Origin of the sequence: Halorientalis salina (assembly GCF_005049285.1) — an archaeon.
GTDB classification, from domain to species: domain Archaea; phylum Halobacteriota; class Halobacteria; order Halobacteriales; family Haloarculaceae; genus Halorientalis; species Halorientalis salina.
On sequence record NZ_SOSC01000002.1, the window covers coordinates 152,890 to 171,224 of the forward strand.

Sequence of the window (18,335 nt, forward strand, 5' to 3'; positions counted from 1 at the left end):
TATGCTCACTTTCGTCGGCCTCGGACTCTACGACGAGCGATCGATCACCGTTGCGGGCCGGGACGCGCTCCGGGTGGCTGACAGCGTCTTCGCCGAGTTCTATACCAGCAAACTCGTCGGCACCTCGGTCGCCGATCTGGAAGCCCACCACGACATCACCATCGACGTGCGGGACCGCGCCGGTGTCGAGCAAAACCCCGAGCCGATCCTCGACGCCGCCGAGGGCGGCGACGCCGTCTTCCTCACCGCAGGCGATACCATGATCTCGACGACCCACGTCGATCTCAGACTGCGCGCCCACGACCGCGGTATCGAAACCCGGGTCGTCCACGGCACGACTGCCCAGACCGCGGCCAGTTCGCTGACCGGCCTCCAGAACTACCGCTTCGGCAAAGCCACGACGCTCCCCTTCGAGCGCTCGCACGGCGGCGAGGGCGTCCCGAACAGCGTCGTCGAGACGATCGACGCGAACCGAGAGCGAGGACTGCACACGCTGGTCTATCTCGACATCAAGGCCGAAGCCGAGGAGTACATGACCGCAGACACTGCGGCCCCGCTGCTCGCCGACGACTACGAGGACGTGCTGGCCGTGGCAGTCTGTCAGGCTGGCAGCGCCGAGCCAACGGTGGTCGCCGACCGGCTCTCGGCGCTCGCCGACGGCAGCTTCGGTCCACCGCTCCACCTGCTCGTCGTTCCCGGCGACCTCCACATGCTGGAGCAGGACGCGCTCGGCGAACTCGCCGGTGCGCCGGCCGAAACACTCGAAGAATAACCGGGCTACTCGCCGTCGGCTCGGACTGGTTGGACGCCCAGCGAGTCCCGCAGGTCGTACTCACTGCCCGTCAACAGGTAGAGGACGTCCTCGACGATGACGAGCACTTCGGGGAGTTCCCGAACGACGAGCCAGGTGATCGCGACGAGTGCGACGACTGAAAGCACCTGTGCCATGATTCGGTCGGCGACGAAGTACGACACCATGTACGGGTCCGATGTCGCGAAGAGGGTCATCACGGCGTTGGGAAAGACGTGGAGGTACTGTTCGCCAAAAGAGAGGCCGATGAACACGTTCCGAACGAGGTTCAGCCCGTAGATCACCGGGATCGAAACCGCGAGCGCGCGGAGTTTCCGGCGCAGCGGTGCGCGTACGGCGGCGATCATCCCCGCGAAGATGGCCATGCTCCCGATGCCGGTACAGGCGATGATGATCGTGTAGGTGATCCGGTGGTCCGGGTCGGGGTAGAACTCGAACGTGTTGCGATAGGAGGGATACTCCCTGGAGGCGCTCTGTTGGACCTCGTTGACTAAGTTCCCGGAGACGACTTCCGGATTGTGACCCACCACGCCCATCAGGAACTCGGTCTGTCTGGTCACGGTTTCGACGAGCGGGCGCTGGAACACGACCAGCGTCTCGAACGGAAGGAAGACGATCCCCATCACGGCGATCGCCCGCGAGAGGACGAACAGCGTGTCGCGCCCGTCCGCAAGCAGATACGCGACGTACAGCGAGGCCGGCACACCGACGAGCGTCCCGATCCCCTCGACGAAACTTTTCTGGACGACCGCGAAGTGGTAGATGAGCGTAAACCAGAACAAGCCAAAGAGGAGCCACGCGCCGACCGTCACCAGTCGCCGCGAGTTCCGAGTAGTGTTCATCACCGAGAGGAGTCCGGCCGCAGCCCCGAGCGCGAGCGGGAGTGCTCCCAGCGTCGCGATCCCTTCGACGACGGCCCCCTGGCCGACCGCGTAATAATACACCAGCAGTGCCCAGAACGCACCGAACAGCAGCCACACGCCGACCGTCAGATATCGGTCACCGTCGCTGCGCCGATCCGACCAGCCGAGTAATGCCCCGGTAGTGAACGTCCCCACGACCAGCCAGGCCAGCGGGTCTGACCATTGCGTGAACCAGGCCAGTATCCCGAGCAGCGTATCGAGCATTCTGTCGATTCACAGCTACGCCAAATACGACTATATGTCTTGTCGTTGGGTGCAGACGACACGCACAGCCAATTCCGCCCTCGCACGTTGGGAGACAGTGCTGAACGGCCGCGTGTCGCGGTAGGTCGAGTCGGTAGCGCTGTCGCTATCGGGTGTAGCGTCCGAAAAGAAATGGAATGTGGTCGAAAGCCGGATTAGATCCGGTAGTTAGTCGCGACGACGGGTCGCGAGGAGCGCAGCACCGAGGAGCGCGATCAGAGCGAGGCCGGCCGTGAAGCCAGCACCGTCTCCGGAGGAGTCCGTGGTTTCTTCGCCGCCTTCAGTGGCGGTTTCCGTGGGCTCGTCCGTCTGCTCAGTCGTCTGCTCGGTGGTCTGCTCGGTAGTCTGTTCGGTGGTCTGCTCAGTCGTCTGCTCGGTCGTGGTGTCCTCCTGGACGGAGACCGTGGCCGAGTCGACGACAGCAGAGCCGTTCAGCTCGTAGGCACCGTCAGCGTCCGGGAACTCGAATTCCTGGTTGCCGTTGGTGTCCATGTGAGCCATCGCGACCAGCGTCTGGTCGGACGCGAGGTCCGAGTCCAGCGTGATGGTCACGTCTTCGGTCTCACCGGCACCGAGGTACTCGCTCGTGCCGATGACCTCACCAGAGGCGTCGCCCTGATGGATGGCGATGAAGCCACCTTCGGACATCGTCACGCTGTCGACGGTGACAGCACCGTTGTCGAGGGTCTGGTCGTTGAAGTCGACGCCAGCCGTCACGGCGTCACCGATGCGACCTTCCTGATCGTAGTCGTCATCGAAGCCACGTGCGGAGGCCTCGAAGGTCGTGTTGGACGGTCGCTCGGAGAGGTCGACGACTGCCTCGAAGGACTTGTCGGACTGGACATCAGCGGTCGGGTCTTCGAGGAACGAGCTCGTGCCCGAACCCTTCAGACGGATGTCGAGTTCCGTACCGGGTGCGACGGTGGTCGTACCCGTGACGGACTGGTCAGCTGCGGCCGAGAGCTGGATGAGGTCGTCCTCGTCAGTGTCGAAGTGGACCTCTCGGTCGGTGAACTGCACGTTGTCCGTGAGGGACTGCTTGTCCTCGACGATGTCGGCATCGTCGTAGAACGTGAAGTTACCGACGTAGGTGTCGTCTGCCGTGTTCCGGTAGTTACCGAGATCGCCATCAGCATTGACGAAGTCACTTGGGTTACTGTTGGTCGAACCAACGCTACCCTTTGTATCTTCGTTGAATTCTTCAACGCGTTGAGTCTGGATCGCGTTCTCATCCATGACGACGTAGAGCGAGGAATTCGCCTGGTCAGGCACGACTGCCAGACCGTTGTTCTCCTCGGTCGCAGTGAAGTCGACTTCGTACGCGTTGTAGTTCGCACTCGCGTCTTCCTGCGTCATGCGGAACTCAAAGTCGTCGGATGCAATGGAAGAGGTTCCGTTGAGCATCTCAACGAAGGCCTCTTCGTAATTGTCGCTATGCCCACCGAGTTTGTTCTGGGCTTCGAGAGCACCGTAGACGCTCGTCGATTCGATTTGCCAGACGAGGGTGTCGTCCTCTGCGACCTCGTCCTGCTCTGTAAGGTGTTCGTCTTCGACGAGTTCTGCGACGCTAGACGGATCGTCCTGTTCGATCTCATCGAAGTCGTCTTCGGGTGCTGCCCAACTGTTGAGTCCGGTGATCTGCGGCTCGGTGATCTGGACGGAGCCAACATCGAACTCGTTCGTCTTGTCGTCCACGCTAGAGACGTTCAGCTCGTAGGCTGCTGCTGCCAGCGGCGGGTCCGAGATTTCACCGCTATCGACAATGACATCCTCGACACTGTCCGAATCGTCCGCAGTGCCGATGGAATCTGCAGCGGTTAGATTAACGCCATTATTACCACCAACGAGGTCACGACCCAGCGTGTAAGTGTTCATTTCGAGAACGACTTCACCATCTTCGTCACCGTCGGTGACGTCCATGGTCATGTTGAAGCCGTTGTCGTCGTAACCCATGAACACCTGCGCTTCGTCGGTGTTGTCCAGTTCGATCGGGACGACAGCAATGTCACCCTGACCGACCGGCTGAACATTACCGACTGTGGCGTCCTCGTCAGCTTCCTCGATGTTCGAGATGGAGTCGGACGCTTCCGCATCGGTGTCCGTAACCTCGAAGTCGAAGGTGTAGTCACCGGTGTCGACATCCGAGAAGTCGGCCGGGATACTGGCACTGTCACTGTTGACGTCGAATCTGACGCCGTCCTTGTCTTCGAGGTTTTCGAGGTTCTCTGCGTTCGCGAAGACATCTTCTTCGAGCGTCTCGTCGTTCAGACCGTCAGCTTCGACCTGAACAGTGTAGTCCTGACGGTTCGAGTTGAGGTCGAGGTCGGTCGTTTCCGACTCGACTTCGTCGTCCTCGAACGAGGCCGTCAGACTCTGGACGGAGACAGAGAAGATCGACTCAGTAAGTACTGAGTTCGAAGTATTTGGAACATCTCCATTATGGTTGTCACCGATGACACCATTCTTTTTGATGTCGTAGACGTTGCCGTCAGTATCGACGATCACGTAATCGCCTTCAAGGTTCGACGTATCGATGAGTTCGTTGTCACCGTTGTCGAAGCCAACCGGTTCGACGAAATCACCGAGGTAGTAATCGCCACTGTCACGGTCGACACTGTAGAGTTCGAATTGCGTATTGTTAGTAGCGTTGTTCGAGGTGTAGAGGGTTTCGCCCTGGTAGTACCGAGGACCATCGTCGAGATTGCGATCGGCAATGGTGTACCGGCTAGTCCAAGAGTCAACCTCGCTGCCCTCGTCGTCCTGCAGGATCACTTCGAAGTCGTACTGACCTGCATCAACTGAATTGTTAATGCCTTCGAGTATGACTTCGACGTTGTCCGTGTCACTGAATGAATTGCCGTCGGGCAGTGCAATCTCGATTTCTGAGCCTGCTGCACTGGCGACTTCATCAGTGACATTTGTGCCACTGTTGTCGTTAACCGTCACACTGTCAACCCCATCTACTTCTGCATCTTCAAGGTCGACAACAACGGTCTCGACAGTAGCGGAACTACTGTCCAGTTCAATGTTTGCTTCGGTAGTATACGTTACATCATCTGCACTCGCATTATAGTCTGTGAGACTATAATCGACGGTAGCAGAGTTAGCCGCTGCAGCTCCACCTGAGAGCGCGACGGTGCCGGCGAAAACCGACGTGACCATCAGCGCAGTCAGGAAGAGACTGCGAATCTTCTTTCGTGTTCCTGTCATATTTTGAGTTGGTTTGGTTGTGTCATTCGGGTTGGTTCCAGCACCTTTCCAGCGATCGGCCCGTGGCACACACCGCAGCCACACCGCAACCGACCCACTGTACTCGATACTATCACCATGGGTAGGGGTACGGTGTAAACCAATCCCGCTCATTATAAATGCTTTGTGGTCAATTCCGGGGGATGACATCAACCCACATCCCCCGGAATTCCCGATCTCGGCGCGTATATCCCCGAAATCGCCTCATATATGAGGCCGGCATGCGACCGTTCCACAGGCGTCTGACACGTATTCACAAGGTGAAAACAGACGGTCCAAGCCGCACGCGCGTACAAGTAGTCAGATGCCAGTCGGATGTGCCAAGACTGTCGTCTCCAGTCCCCACGTCTCGATCAACTCGGCGAGCGCTTCCACACCGAACGTCTCGGTAGCGTAGTGACCGGCGAGTACCACGTTGATTCCAGCCTCGCGTGCTTCGTGGTAGGCCTGCTGTTTCCCCTCGCCCGTGAGCAGGAGGTCGACGCCCTCGGCGACGGCTTCGTCCAGCCAATCAACGCCACTCCCGGTGACGATGGCGATATCCTCGACCACGTCGGGCCCGAAATCGAACAACTGGACCGACCGATCCCCAGTGTCGAGTTCGTCGTCAAGCAGTGCGACGAGTTCGTCGGTCTCAAACGGATCGGTGGCCCTCCCGCGCTGGCCGACGTGTTCGGGCCCCATCTCCCCGAACGGTGCACGGTCGGTGAGGTCGAGCAGATCGGCCAGCCCTGCTGCGTTCCCGAGTTCCTGATGGCCGTCGAGCGGGAGATGGGAGACGTACAGCGGCATGTCGTAGTCATAATGGGGTTCCAGCCGGTCGTACAGCCGGCCGGTCACCCGCTCGACGCTCCCGAACACGTAGCCGTGGTGAGTCACCAGGAGGTCCGCGCCGGCGTCGACGGCCGCTTCCGCCGTCGCCCGCGACGCATCGACGGCGAACGCGACGTGTTCGATCTCAGTGTCCGCAGGCCCGACCTGCAGTCCGTTCGGGCTCGCGTCGATGTCGGCGTAGGCGTCGGTCCGCAGTTCCTCGTCCAGTCGTGTACACAGGTCCGCACAGAGCATAGTTGAGCGTTCGCCGGCACCCCCTGTAGCCTTTGGGCTCGCTACTCGCGGACGAGTTGCCCGCCCTGCTCCCCGACGTAGCCCTCCGAGACGAGCGTGTCGATTACGTCGGCACAGTCGTCCTCCGGGATGTCGTAGGCGTTGGCCGCGACGACGGCGAACTCCTCGCGCTCGACCGGGAACTCGCGGTTCTGCAGCAGCCTGACGACCTTCTTGGCGACCGGCGTCGAGAGAATCGAGGGAGTGTCACCAGCACCGTCGGACGCGTCGTCCCCCTCGTCGCCCGCACCGCTGGCTGCCGCTGGTTCTGGTCGCTCTGAGTCCACCGCTTGCTCCGAGTCGGCCTCCCGGGTGTCGTCGTCCGCGTTCGCGGTCCCGTCCTCGCTTTCGCCGTCGGTGTCGGATTCCGCACTGGACTCGTCCCTGGCGTCGACTTCGGCCCCCTCGTCGTCCGGTGCGGTCGCAGCCGACCCGTCTTCGGGGGCCGACCCGCGCTCCCCGTCCGAATCCTGGTCGGCCGTGTCGTCGTCGGCCGCATCTTCCTTCCCGGACGGACCCGACGGTTCATCTGTCGTCGGGTCGGTCGAGTCCGGCGAAACCGTTGTAGATCCGTCGTCGACATCGGCGGCCCCCTCGGCGAGGTCCACTGACTCGTCGAGCGTCGTCTCGATCGAATCGATTCCGTCGACGGCGTCGAAGGCGACATCGAGTAGCCCGTGGTACTTCCGCCGACACGTCGGACACAGCGAGACGGTCCGATCGTCGTCAGACGGGATTCCCTCGGGTACGATCGGATGCGCTTCGACCGGCGCGTCCAGTGCGATCCCACAGAAGTAACACGACGAAAGCGTAGACATGATGGGAACCGACTCACCGCCCGTGCAAAAACTATTCGCCGTCCTTGCTCTTGAGGAATCTAGTCGTCCGCGTGCGCGAACACGAACGCGCGGACCAACTTGGCGGCCAGGACGGCTGCCTGACCGTCGTCGCGGTCGTTGACCTCGACCACGTCGAACCCGTCGGCGAACGGGGCGACCGCGCGAACGACCTCGTGCATCGTCCCCGGTTCCAGACCGAACGGCTCCTTGGTCCCGGTCCCGGGCGCATACGCCGGGTCGGCGGCGTCGATGTCGACGCTCAGGTACACCGATCGGTCGCCAAAGTCGGGGTCCCAGTCGCTCACGTCTCCGGGATCGACCACCGTCACGTCGCCGTCTCGGGCACGCTCCCACTCGGTTTCACTTCCGGTGCGCGCTCCGAGCACGACGGCCTCGTCGGCGACGTCGAGGGCGTGACGGGTGACCGTCGCGTGATTGAGCGGGTTGCCCGCGTACTCCTCGCGGAGGTCGAGATGGGCGTCGAGACAGACGAACACGTCCGGGTCCACCGCGCGCACGCCCGCGACCGTGACGGTGTGCTCGCCGCCGATGGTCAGCGGGACGGCCGCTTCGTCCCGGATGTCCGAGAGCGCCCCACCCAAGAACTGGAGGTACTCCTCGGCGTCGTCGGTCGGGTGGACGTCGCCGTGATCGTGAACCGAGAGGTCGGTAAAATGCTGGTCAGTGTGGTGGTCGTAATCGTCGAAGGACTCGGCAAAATGGCGGACTCGGCGGGGGCCGAACCGGGTGCCCGGTTGGAACGTGGTCGAGGCGTCCAGCGGTGCGCCGACGACGACGTACTGGGCTGCCGATCGGTGGGCCCGCGCGCCAGGAAACATCCGCTATACGATCTTCCGCTGGCCCTCGTATTCGAGGTACTCGATCTCGTCGTCCTCGGAGAGGGTCTCCTCGCCGGGGACCTTCATCGTGATCGTCTCGTACGTATCCAGGTCCATGACCTGGGCGACGTCGGCGCTCTCGACGTTGACGACCTGTCCCTGCTTACGTTCGATGATCGGGACCCAGATCTTCGCGTCGACCGGCTGGGAGAGGTTGCGCTTCTTGTCGTCGAAGACGCCTTTCCCTTCGACGCGAGCCTTGGCGCTGCCGTGTTTGCCGGGTTTCGCCGTACTGTAGGAGTCGATCTCACAGGGGACGTCGTCCATCATGACGTAGCTCCCCTCGTCTAGGTCTCGCACTTCCTTCTGCTCTTTCGCCATGTCCCGCGGTAGTCCGTGTACCGGTATAAACGGTTTGGAACGGCCGCGACCGACGAAACCGGCGTCACCGGGCGAGCGGCCCCGGGTCAGCGGTGTCGGTCGAGGAACGTCCGGAGGCGCTGCAGTCCGGTCGTCAGGTCGTCGGAATCGAGCCCGAAGCCGATTCGGAAGTACTGGTCGCGGCCGAACAGGCCGCCGGGCGCGAGGACGACGCTCTCCTCCTGAACGACGCGCCGACAGAACGACTGGCCCGTCGCGAACCCATCGGGAACCGTGACGAACCCGTTCGGTCCGACCGGTTCGAACCACTCCAGCCCGTACTCGGACAGGAACGCCGCGACCCGGTCCCGGTGGTCCGCGACGAGGTCACGGTTCTCCCGGAGTATCTCTCCCTCCCGGTCCAGCGCTTGCCGGGCGACGTGCTGGCCGAAGATCGACGGCGAGATCGTGGTGTAGTCCTTCCAGCTCCAGGCGGCCTGGACCACCTCCGGCGGGCCGGCGAGCCAGCCGAAGCGGAGCCCGGCCAGCCCCCAGGCTTTCGAGAGTCCCGTGGTGCTCACCCCGTGACGGCCCATGCTCGCCACCGGGTCGATCGGCTCGTCGGCGAGCAGTCGATACACCTCGTCACAGAGGAGGTACGCCCCGGCGTCGGCCGCCAGGTCGTAGATCGCCTCGACGGTCTCCTGTGGATGGTACCGACCGGTGGGGTTGTTGGGGTTGTTCAGGATCACGACGCTGGTCTCTGGTCGGATGGCCTCGGCGACGGCGTCGGGATCGAGTCCCCACTCCGGGGGTTCGAGCGGGACGCGAGTCACGTCGGCCAGCGTCTCGGGGATCGAGGACAGCGACTGATAGGTCGGCGTCACGACGACGGCGTGGCCCCCGTCGTCGAGCAGCGCCAGGTTCGCCAGCAGGTTCGCTTCCTGGGTCCCGGTGGTAAACAGTACCTCGTCGGCGGCCCGGCCGTAGCGGTCGGCGACTTTCGCACGCAGAGCGGGGTCGCCGTTCGTCGGGACGACGTAGTCCAGCCGTCCCGGGTCGGTGTCGAACCGACTGGCGTCGAGCGCCCGGACGCCGCTCTCGGCGAGCATCACGTCGGCCTCGTGTTCGTGGTCGGCGAACCAGCGTTCGAGACCGAACGGTTCGATCTGCATACGTGCCAGTCAACCGCGCGCGGAAAAAGCGTTCCCGAAGGAGTCAGGGGGCGCGGCTCCCGTCCCCGTCGGAGTCGCCGGGTGCAGAACCGGCGTCGCCGTCGCCCCCCTCGACGACGGCATCGCCGAAGCCCGCGCCGAGATCGATCTCGCCGACCGCCGACCCGTCGGTCTCGGACGCCTCGCGTTCCCGCAGGTTCTGGCGCGTGAACTGCGGTTCGGCCTGAATCCCGGACGTCTCGCGGAACGACCAGTACAGCAGGCCGGCCACCAGGAGCGTCCCGGCCCCCGCGACGATCGCGGCGTCGACGGTCGCAAACGAGTACAGCACCGCCGTCGAGACGATCCCCGCCGACAGCGCCATCCCGTAGACCAGTCGCTTGGCCAGCGTCGCCAACAGCCCGTCCGAGTCCTCGATGTCGGCGTTGACCCGGAGGTCGTCGCGCTCGATCCGGTCCAGGGTCCGTTCGAGTTTCGGCGGCGTCCGCACGGCCGACTGGGCGGCCTGCTGGAGTTCGTCGCCGCGGTCCTCGATGAACTGCCGGACCCCCGCCTCCAGATACCCCTCGTCGCGGAGGTAGTCCGTCGCCACGGCGATGAAGTCGAAGTCGGGGTCCAGCGTGACGCAGACCCCCTCGACGACGGTCGCGACGCGGAGGACGAGCGCGAGGTTCGAGGGCAGACGGAGCGGGAACTCGTAGATGGTGTCCTCGACCTGCTGGACGATCTGCTGGATGCGGTACTGCTCGATGTCGTCGCCCCGGGCGTCCGCGATGGCCAGTTCCATCACCTCGCCCATGACCTGTCGGTCGGCGTCCGGGGAGAGCGTCCCCATCTCGATGAGCGCGTCGAGGATGGCGTCGGTGTCCTGGTTGGCGACGGCGACGTAGAAGTCGATGATCTTGTCCTGGACGTAGGGTTCGACGTACCCCGACATGCCGAAGTCGTAGAACACCAGGGTGCCGTCGGCTTTGACCGCCAGGTTCCCGGGGTGTGGATCGGCGTGGAACACGCCGTCGTCGACGATCATCTGGAGGTAGACCCGCTGGAGCGTCTCGGCGATGTCCGTCCGGTCGACGCCCTTCGCGTCGAGTTCCTCGATGTTCGAGATCTTCGTCCCCTCGACGTACTCCATCGTGAGGACGCGGCCGGTCGAACGCTCGCCGTCGACCTGTGGAATGCGAACCCGGTCGTCGCTCCGGAAGTTCTCGCGGATCTCGTTCAGCATCCGCGCTTCCCGCCCGTAGTCCATCTCCTGGCGGATGGTCTTGGCGAACTCGTCGGCCAGGGTCTCGAGCGAGAAGGAACGAGCCTCCTGGACGAACCGCATGATGAGCGGCAGCGACCAGCGGATGACCCGCAGGTCCGCCTCGACCAGATCCTCGATGCCGGGACGTCTGACCTTCACGGCGACGGGACCGTCTGCCGTTTCGGCGTAGTACACCTGCCCGAGGCTCGCACCGCTGATGGACTCGGTCTCGAAGTGCTCGAAGTGCTCGTCGATGGGACCGAGCTCCGATTCGATGACGGCCCGCGCGTCGTCCCACTCGGCCGGCGGCACCTCGTCCTGGAGTTTCGTGAACTCCTCGATGTACTCGGGCGGGAGGATGTCGGGCCGAGTCGAGAGCAGTTGGCCCAGTTTGATGAACGTCGGGCCGAGCGTCAACAGCGAGTCGAGTAACTTCGCGGCGCGGCGACGCCGCTCGGCGGGCGAGACCGACCGGGACCGGCCGACGACGAGGAACCGGTGGCGGTCACGCGCGTAGGCGAGCAAGAGGGGCAGGAACTGGCGCGCGACGGTGAGAAACCGTCGGTACGCACGGAAATTCACCGACCGGCCACCCCGTGATCAGGCACTCGCGTCGGTGATCGGTACGTCCGCCTCGGGCGTCGCACCGGCTTTGGGCAGGCGGAGTTCGAGGACGCCGCGGTTCATCGTCCCCTCGGCGTCCGCACCGGTCGCGTCCGGCGGCAGGGGGAGTTCCGCGTCCAGAAAGAGCGAGCGCTCCTCTTCGACGTACTGGAACTCGGTCGGGTGCCCTTTCTCGCGGCGGGCCTCGATCGTGAGTCGACCCGACGCGACCCCGACGTCGACCGTCTCAGCGGTCGCTCCCGGCAGATCGATGACCAGCAGGTAGGCCTCGTCGCTCTCCAGCAGGTCGGCGAACACCGTCTCGGGAAGGTCCCGCATCGCATCGCGCAACGCTGACATACCAACCGCTAAGGACCCATCAGTGAAGAAGGCGGTGGTTGCGGTGGGTTCGTTCGCCGGACGCTTTTTGTTCGGGCGCTCCAAGCGGGAGTATGACTGACCCACGAGAGTCGGGGTTCAAAGAGGTGACGCGGCTGGCCGCGGCCCGCGAGCGGCTCCGGGACGCTGTATCACCACACGACCGGACCGAGCGCGTCCCGCTGTCGGCGGCCGACGGCCGCGCCATCGCCGAGACCGTGACCGCCCGCAGGCCCGTCCCGCACTACGACCGCGCAGCGATGGACGGGTTCGCCGTCCGCGCCGAGGACACGTTCGGGGCCGGCGACCGTTCGCCGGCCGTTCTCCGGGAACGCCAGCGCGACGGAGCGGCCCAACCCGGCGACGCCCCGCCAGAGGTCGCCCCGGGCGAGGCCCTCCGAGTCCATACGGGCAGCGAGATCCCACCCGGGGCTGACGCCGTGGTGATGGTCGAACAGACGGAGCGTGTCGCGCGAAGCGCGACAGACAGCGAGAACGGCGATAGCGCGGAACGTAGTTCCGCGGACCATTCGAGCGGGCAGAGCCCGCGAGAAGAAGCCGTGAGCGGACACGGGGGCGACGTGGAGGTCTTCGACGCCGTCGGCGAGGGCGAGAACGTCGCGCCCGCCGGCGAGGACGTCGCTGAGGGACAGACCTTGTTCGAACCGGGCCATCAGCTCCGCCCATCTGACCTGGGACTACTCAAATCGGTCGGGATCGACACCGTGACTTGCTACGGGCAGCCGACTGTGGGGGTCGTCCCGACCGGTGAGGAACTCGTCCAGCACGACCCAGAGCCCGGCGAGATCATCGAAACGAACGGGCTCACCGTCGCACAGTACGTCGAGGACTGGGGCGGGAAGGCGACGTACCGGGACGTCGTCACCGACGACGAGAACGCGCTCCGGGCGGCGATCCAACGGGACCTGACCAAGGACGTCGTCGTCACCACGGGCGGGTCCTCCGTCGGCGAGCGCGACCTCATTCCGGAAGTCGTCGACGAGTTGGGCGAGGTACTGGTCCACGGCGTCGCGCTCAAACCCGGCCACCCCGTCGGCTTCGGCGTCGTCGAGGAGACGCCCGTCATCATGCTCCCGGGCTATCCCGTCGCCTGCATCGTCAACGCCGTCCAGTTCCTCCGTCCGGCGGTGAAGTGGAGCGGACACCTTCCCCTTCGAGCGCATCCGGCCACAGAAGCCGTCCTCGACCGGAAGATTCCCAGCGACCCCGGGACTCGCACGTTCGCACGGGTCTCACTCGATCCGGACGGGGCGAGCGTCGACGAAACCGACGCCGAGCCCCCTACCGCCACACCGACGCGGGCCAGCGGCGCGGGCGTCCTCTCGAGCGTCGCGCTGGCCGACGGGTGGGTCGTCGTCCCGGAGGACAGCGAGGGAATACCCGAGGGTGAGCGCGTGACGGTCCAGCACTGGGAGTGGTCTCAGTGAGTTCTCGGAAGGAGTTCCACGACCTCGCGCCCCCCGAAAAAGCCCACGACGCCATCGCCTCGCTCGACCTGGCGGGCGGGACCGAACGCGTCCCGCTCAGGGAGGCCCGCGGTCGCGTCCTCGCGGAGCGGATCGACGCCGATCTCGACGTACCGGGGTTCGACCGCGCGAGCATGGACGGGTACGCCGTCCGCGCACGGGACACCTTCGGCGCTGACGAGGCAGACCCCGCCCGACTCGACCTCGTCGGGGAGGTCCACGCCGGCGAGGAACCCGACGTGACCGTCGAGGACGGGGCGGCCGCGGAGATCTCGACGGGCGCAGTCATGCCCGAGGGCGCCGACGCGGTGGTGATGGTCGAGAAGACGGATACCGAGGAGCGCGTCGAACGGAGTTCGACGGAAAGAGCGAGCGGCAACGCCGCGAGCAGAGAGGTCCTCGTCCGCACGTCGCTCGCGCCGGGGGACCACGTCATGCTCGCCGGTGCGGACGTGGCCGCCGGCGAGCGCGCGCTCGGTCCCGGCACGCGGCTTACCCCCCGAGAGATCGGCCTGCTGTCGGCCCTGGGCGTCGACGAGGTGCCGGTCCGCGCCAGCCCCCGGGTCGGCATCATCTCGACCGGCGACGAACTCGTCCGGCCCGGCGACTCGCTGCACTCGGCGGCCGGCCAGATCTACGACGTCAACAGCTACACCGTCGCGACCGCCGTCGAGGAGGCCGGCGGCGAGGCCGTCCTCTACCCCCACGCAGGGGACGACTACGAGGAGATGGAGCGAATCCTCACCGAGGCCGCCGAGGAGTGCGACCTCGTGCTCTCGTCGGGATCGACCAGCGCCTCGGCCGTCGACGTCATCTACCAGGTCATCGAGGAACGGGGCGAACTCCTCCTCCACGGCGTCGCAGTCAAGCCCGGCAAACCGATGCTGGTCGGGCGGGTAGCCGACTCGGCGTACGTCGGCCTCCCGGGCTATCCCGTCTCGGCGCTGACCATCTTCCGAACGTTCGTCGCGCCGGCGATTCGGGCGGCGGCGGGCCAGCCCGAACCCCGCACGGCGACCGTCGAGGGCCGGATGGCCGTCGAGGAACGCTACAGCGAGGGCCGGATGCGATTGATGCCGGTGGGATTGGTGACCGACGGCGAGGGGCGGACGCTCGTCTACCCGGTCGACAAGGGCAGTGGGGCGACGACGAGCCTCGTCGAAGCCGACGGCATCGTCGAGGTCGATCCAGACACCGAGTACCTCGGTGAGGGCGAGGCGGTCACCGTCCAGTTGTTCTCGCCGGACGTGCGCGAACCCTCGACCTTCGGCGTCGGCGAGGACGACCCCGCGCTCTCGCGGTTCCTCGACGACCTGGAGAATCCGAGGTACCTCTCGCTGGGGACGCGCGAGGGACTGCGCCGCCTCCGCAACGGGGTTCCGGATTTCGCCGTCGCCGCCGGCACCGACGCGCTGGATACCGACTACGCCGAACTCGGCGGGTGGTCCCGCGAGTGGGGACTGATCGTTCCCGAAGGGAACCCCGAGGACGTCTCGGGCGTGACTGACCTGGTCGACCGTGACCTCCGAGTGGTCAACCGGGGAACGAACTCCGGGCTCAGGACGAGTTTCGACGACGCCATCGCGGCGGTAGCCGGCGAGCGCGACGAATCGCGTCGAGACCTGACCGACGCCATCGACGGCTACGAACTCACGGTCAAGGCCCACGAGAGTCCGGCCCGGAAGGTAGCCACTGGGACGGCGGACGCCGGACTGGGACTCCGTGCGACCGCCGAAAAGCTCGGACTCGGGTTCGTCCCGCTGGGCGACCAGCCCGTGCGCGTGCTGGCGAATCCCGACCGGACCGAAAAGCCGGGCGTCGAGGCGTTGGAGTCGGCATTGGCGGACATAGACGGCGTCGTCGCCGACCTCCCGGGGTACGCCTCGCAGTGAGATGGGTGGGCTCGACGAGTGGTACGGCGTCCAGCAGTTCGCAGTCTTCGCCGTCCTGGCGCACCTCCCGCTGGTCGTCGAGGTCCCGACTAGTACCGCCATCCTCGCCTCCTGGTACGTGACGATGCTGCTCGTCGGGGTTCTGGCACTAGTGACGAACCTCGGTCGTCCGGCCGTCGTGCGCGAGTATGCCGGGTTGCTCGGCAACGTGGAGGTGTTCCTCTGTGGCGTCGGCTGTGGGCTGGTGACAGTCGTGCTCCTGGGCGACCCCTCACCGACGCCGTCCGGGCGCGGTTTGGCGGTCGTTTCGAGCGGTGTCGCCGTCGTCCTCGCGGCCGCGGGTCTCGGCGGGGGGACCACTCTCACCGCGCTGTTCGGCCGCGGCTGAGCGTTCAGTCACTACCGGGCTCGGACAGCCCGTCGGCGAACTCCCCGAACGTCTCGATGCGGTAGTCACCCAGCACACACTGGCCGCGCCGGTCGGGACCGTGGCGTTCGACGTGAATGCCATCGAGTCCGGCGTTCCACGCGGCACCGACGTCGTGTGGACCGTCGCCGGCGAGGACGCCGGAAGAGCGAGGGGCTTCCGAGGCCCCGTTCGCGCCGGTCGGTGGTGCGCCCGCGTGACCGGTATACGCGATGTCGAGGTCTTCCATCGCCATCTCGACCGGTTCCGGATCCGGTTTCCAGCCGGTGTCCTCGGTACAGCAGACCACCGTGTCGAACCAGTCGCGGATGTCCAGCCGGTCCAGGACGGGATCGGTGAGGTACTGCTGGCAGTGGGTCACCAGGCCGACCGGCACGTCCAGATCGGCGACGAAGTCCGCGTCGTCGTAGAGGTAGGTGTGTCTGGCTCTCGCCTCGGCGTCTTCGACATCGTGGAACACGTCCCAGAACCGATCGACGTCGATCCCCCACTGGCTGAGCTGTTCGTTCCGGGAGCCACCTAGCCCGTGCCAGATGATCTCGGCCTCCCGGTCGGTGAACTCGCGACCCAGTCGGTCACCGACCTCGTCGAACACCTGCTGGACGTAGGAGGGCTGGATGTCCACCAGCGTCCCGTCGAGGTCGAGCAGCCAGAAGTCGTACTCGTCAGGGACCATCGGGATTTCTGACATACGGGAGGCTCGAATAAGTGTGTTCCGGCAATTGTATCCGGAGCGATATGTGTGTCAACAGTTCACTCATCGACCGTCCGACGTGTCGTCGACGACTCTGATGCTCGATCCGAGGTACTTCGAGCGGACCTCGGGGACCCCATCGGCGTTGAACAGGTCCAGGTTGGCTCCGATCTCGGCGTCCAGCGCGTCGAGATACGACTGGTCCGTCCGCAACTCCCGGAAATCCACGGACAGCACGGTGACGCCCAGCGCGTCCTCGGTCAACTCCCGGAAGTAGTCGGGGTCGTTCAGCTCTCCGTGCCAAAGATTATCACGGAAAAACAGCCAGCCCTCCTCGCCCGGCGGGTCGGCCTCGCGGAACAGCGTCGTCTCGAACTCGTTCGGTTCGGCGCGCAGACCCCCAACGTCGGGGTCAAGCCGGAACCGACAGCCGAAGACGTACTCGGCGTCCCCGGGGCCGTCACCGTCGGCGTCGTCCGCGTCGGTCATCACTCGTAGACGTCGTTGAACCGCTCGGCGAGGTCGGTGTCTTTCTCGGTGATCCCGCCCTCGTCGTGGGTGGTCAGGCGGACCTCGACCTCGCCCCAGGTGATCGTGATCTCGGGGTGGTGCCAGGCGTCCTCGGCGATGCCCCCGATACCCGACGCGAAGCCGACGCCGGGGAGGTACGAGTCGAACTCGAAGGTGCGGACGATCTCGTCGCCGTCGCGCGCCCAGCCTTCGGGTAGCTGTGCTTCGATCTCCTCGTCGGAAAGCAAGTCTGCCATGTGAACGAGGTCGACCGGTAGCCGGTTAAATCCACGGCCGGGGCCGACCGGCCCGAAGGGAAAACCGTTCAGTTCTCGGGCACGAAACCCCGGTGATGGCCGCGACGAACCGTCGTTCCCGTATCGTCCTCGCCGGCGTCGTCTTCGCCGTACTGCTCGCCCAGGTGTTGCTGTATCCGGGTATCGACACCCTTGTGGACGCGCTCGGGGCCGATACGGCGCTCGACGCGAGCATGTGGTTCCTGACCGCCGAGTTCGCGGCGTTCGTCGTCTTCGCCGCGGTGTGGGGCGCTGCCAGCGACGCGGCGGGCCGACGCGTCCCCTTCATGGTCGCCGGTGCCGTCGGCGGCGCGATCGGCTACGCCCTGCTCGCCGGCCTGCACCGACTCCTTCCCCTCCCGTTCGCCGCCGTGCTCGGCCTCCGCGTCTTCCAGGGCGCAGCCACCATCGGCGCGTTCTCGCTGGCGATGACGATGCTGATGGACTTAGACGGCGGCCACGGCCGAAACATGGGCGCGGCCGGCATCGCCATCGGTCTCGGCACCGCCACGGGCGCGCCGCTTGGCGGCCAACTGTACGAGATCGGCCCGTTCGTCCCGGTGATCGCCGCCAGCGGCCTCCTGCTGGCCGCCGGCGTGCTCGCCGCCTTCGCCACCGACCGCGCGACCGGGAACGACCGCAACACGCTCGGCGCGATCGTGAGCGGCCTGCGCGAGACGCCGACGCTCGTGATCCCGTACGCCTTCGGCCTCATCGACCGGCTCACCGCCGGCTTCTTCGCGCTGGTCGGCACGCTCTATTTCCGGGAGGTCGTCGGCCTCTCCCCCGGCGAGACAGGACTCATGCTCGCGCTGTTTTTCGCCCCCTTCGCCCTGTTCCAGTACCCCTTCGGCGTCCTCTCGGACCGCATCGGACGTACGATCCCCGTCGTCCTCGGGTCGCTGTGTTACGGGGTCGCCGTCATCGCCGTCGGCCTCGCGCCGACGGTGCGACTCACCGGCGTCGCGATGGTCGTCGTCGGCGTCGTTGGGGCGCTGGTCGCCCCCGCGACCATGGCGCTGGTCACTGACCTGGCGCCCACCACCGACCGCGGCATCGCCATGGCCGGGTTCAACATCTTCGGCAGTCTGGGCTTTCTCGCCGGCATCCTCGTCGGCGGGACCATCGCCGACGAGATCAGCTACGTCGCCGCGTTCCTGGTGGTCGGCGGGATGGAGATCGGGATCGCGATCCTGGCGCTGCCGGCGTTTCTACGGCTGGAACTCCCGAGAGCCGATCTCTCCGCAAAATAG

General features: G+C 65.5%; 17 protein-coding genes. 5 read left to right on the forward strand and 12 right to left on the reverse strand.

Annotated features, from left to right (window positions below; genetic code table 11):
* Nucleotide 1 precedes the first annotated feature (1 nt).
* A complete protein-coding gene (gene dph5 / locus E2481_RS05235; protein WP_136716080.1) occupies nt 2-772 on the forward strand; it encodes a diphthine synthase in 771 nt (256 codons plus the stop codon).
* Nucleotides 773-777: 5 nt separating this feature from the next.
* Here dph5 and artA read toward each other — a convergent pair whose 3' ends face one another.
* From artA to E2481_RS05280, 9 genes are all read right to left on the reverse strand, one after another.
* A complete protein-coding gene (gene artA, locus E2481_RS05240) occupies nt 778-1,938 on the reverse strand; it encodes an archaeosortase A (protein ID WP_250137734.1) in 1,161 nt (386 codons plus the stop codon).
* 207 nt (nt 1,939-2,145) lie between these two features.
* Nucleotides 2,146-5,187 (reverse strand): DUF7282 domain-containing protein, encoded by a 3,042-nt coding sequence (locus E2481_RS05245; RefSeq protein ID WP_449272257.1) that lies wholly within the window; start codon nt 5,185-5,187, stop codon nt 2,146-2,148.
* A gap of 339 nt (nt 5,188-5,526) precedes the next feature.
* The gene (locus E2481_RS05250) at nt 5,527-6,294 is read right to left on the reverse strand and encodes a Nif3-like dinuclear metal center hexameric protein (protein ID WP_136716081.1); all 768 of its coding nucleotides are present in this window, start codon (nt 6,292-6,294) and stop codon (nt 5,527-5,529) included.
* A 41-nt stretch (nt 6,295-6,335) separates the two neighbouring features.
* Nucleotides 6,336-7,151 carry a hypothetical protein gene (locus E2481_RS05255; RefSeq protein ID WP_136716082.1) on the reverse strand — a complete coding sequence of 272 codons (816 nt, stop codon included), beginning with the start codon at nt 7,149-7,151 and terminating at the stop codon, nt 6,336-6,338.
* Nucleotides 7,152-7,210: 59 nt separating this feature from the next.
* The gene (gene speB, locus E2481_RS05260; RefSeq protein WP_136716083.1) at nt 7,211-8,011 is read right to left on the reverse strand and encodes an agmatinase; all 801 of its coding nucleotides are present in this window, start codon (nt 8,009-8,011) and stop codon (nt 7,211-7,213) included.
* A 3-nt stretch (nt 8,012-8,014) separates the two neighbouring features.
* Nucleotides 8,015-8,392, reverse strand: a complete 378-nt coding sequence (locus E2481_RS05265; protein WP_136716084.1) for a translation initiation factor IF-5A — start codon at nt 8,390-8,392, stop codon at nt 8,015-8,017.
* Nucleotides 8,393-8,478: 86 nt separating this feature from the next.
* Complete coding sequence (locus tag E2481_RS05270; protein WP_136716085.1) at nt 8,479-9,546, reverse strand: aminotransferase class I/II-fold pyridoxal phosphate-dependent enzyme; 1,068 nt, start codon at nt 9,544-9,546, stop codon at nt 8,479-8,481.
* 43 nt (nt 9,547-9,589) lie between these two features.
* Complete coding sequence (locus tag E2481_RS05275; protein WP_136716086.1) at nt 9,590-11,377, reverse strand: ABC1 kinase family protein; 1,788 nt, start codon at nt 11,375-11,377, stop codon at nt 9,590-9,592.
* A gap of 18 nt (nt 11,378-11,395) precedes the next feature.
* Nucleotides 11,396-11,758 carry an Hsp20/alpha crystallin family protein gene (locus E2481_RS05280; RefSeq protein ID WP_136716087.1) on the reverse strand — a complete coding sequence of 121 codons (363 nt, stop codon included), beginning with the start codon at nt 11,756-11,758 and terminating at the stop codon, nt 11,396-11,398.
* A gap of 92 nt (nt 11,759-11,850) precedes the next feature.
* On the opposite strand from E2481_RS05280, the gene E2481_RS05285 reads away from it, so the two are divergent.
* The 3 genes from E2481_RS05285 to E2481_RS05295 are packed head-to-tail and all read left to right on the forward strand — an operon-like array spanning nt 11,851 to nt 15,543.
* Nucleotides 11,851-13,224, forward strand: coding sequence for a molybdopterin molybdotransferase MoeA (locus E2481_RS05285; protein ID WP_136716088.1), 1,374 nt, complete (start codon nt 11,851-11,853; stop codon nt 13,222-13,224).
* On the forward strand, nt 13,221-15,155 hold the full coding sequence (locus E2481_RS05290; RefSeq protein ID WP_250137735.1) for a molybdopterin biosynthesis protein: 1,935 nt from the start codon (nt 13,221-13,223) through the stop codon (nt 15,153-15,155). Before E2481_RS05285 ends, E2481_RS05290 begins: the two co-directional genes overlap by 4 nt.
* Before the next feature lies 1 nt (nt 15,156).
* A complete protein-coding gene (locus tag E2481_RS05295; protein ID WP_136716090.1) occupies nt 15,157-15,543 on the forward strand; it encodes a hypothetical protein in 387 nt (128 codons plus the stop codon).
* A gap of 4 nt (nt 15,544-15,547) precedes the next feature.
* Here E2481_RS05295 and E2481_RS05300 read toward each other — a convergent pair whose 3' ends face one another.
* The 3 genes from E2481_RS05300 to E2481_RS05310 all read right to left on the reverse strand — a co-directional run bounded on the left by E2481_RS05300 (nt 15,548) and on the right by E2481_RS05310 (nt 17,043).
* Nucleotides 15,548-16,273 (reverse strand): HAD family hydrolase, encoded by a 726-nt coding sequence (locus E2481_RS05300; RefSeq protein ID WP_370628383.1) that lies wholly within the window; start codon nt 16,271-16,273, stop codon nt 15,548-15,550.
* A gap of 66 nt (nt 16,274-16,339) precedes the next feature.
* Nucleotides 16,340-16,765: an LWR-salt protein gene (gene lwrS, locus E2481_RS05305; RefSeq protein ID WP_136716091.1), complete on the reverse strand. Its 426-nt coding sequence runs from the start codon at nt 16,763-16,765 to the stop codon at nt 16,340-16,342.
* Nucleotides 16,765-17,043, reverse strand: coding sequence for a 4a-hydroxytetrahydrobiopterin dehydratase (locus E2481_RS05310; RefSeq protein WP_136716092.1), 279 nt, complete (start codon nt 17,041-17,043; stop codon nt 16,765-16,767). Before E2481_RS05310 ends, lwrS begins: the two co-directional genes overlap by 1 nt.
* A gap of 95 nt (nt 17,044-17,138) precedes the next feature.
* On the opposite strand from E2481_RS05310, the gene E2481_RS05315 reads away from it, so the two are divergent.
* Nucleotides 17,139-18,335 (forward strand): MFS transporter, encoded by a 1,197-nt coding sequence (locus E2481_RS05315; protein WP_136716093.1) that lies wholly within the window; start codon nt 17,139-17,141, stop codon nt 18,333-18,335.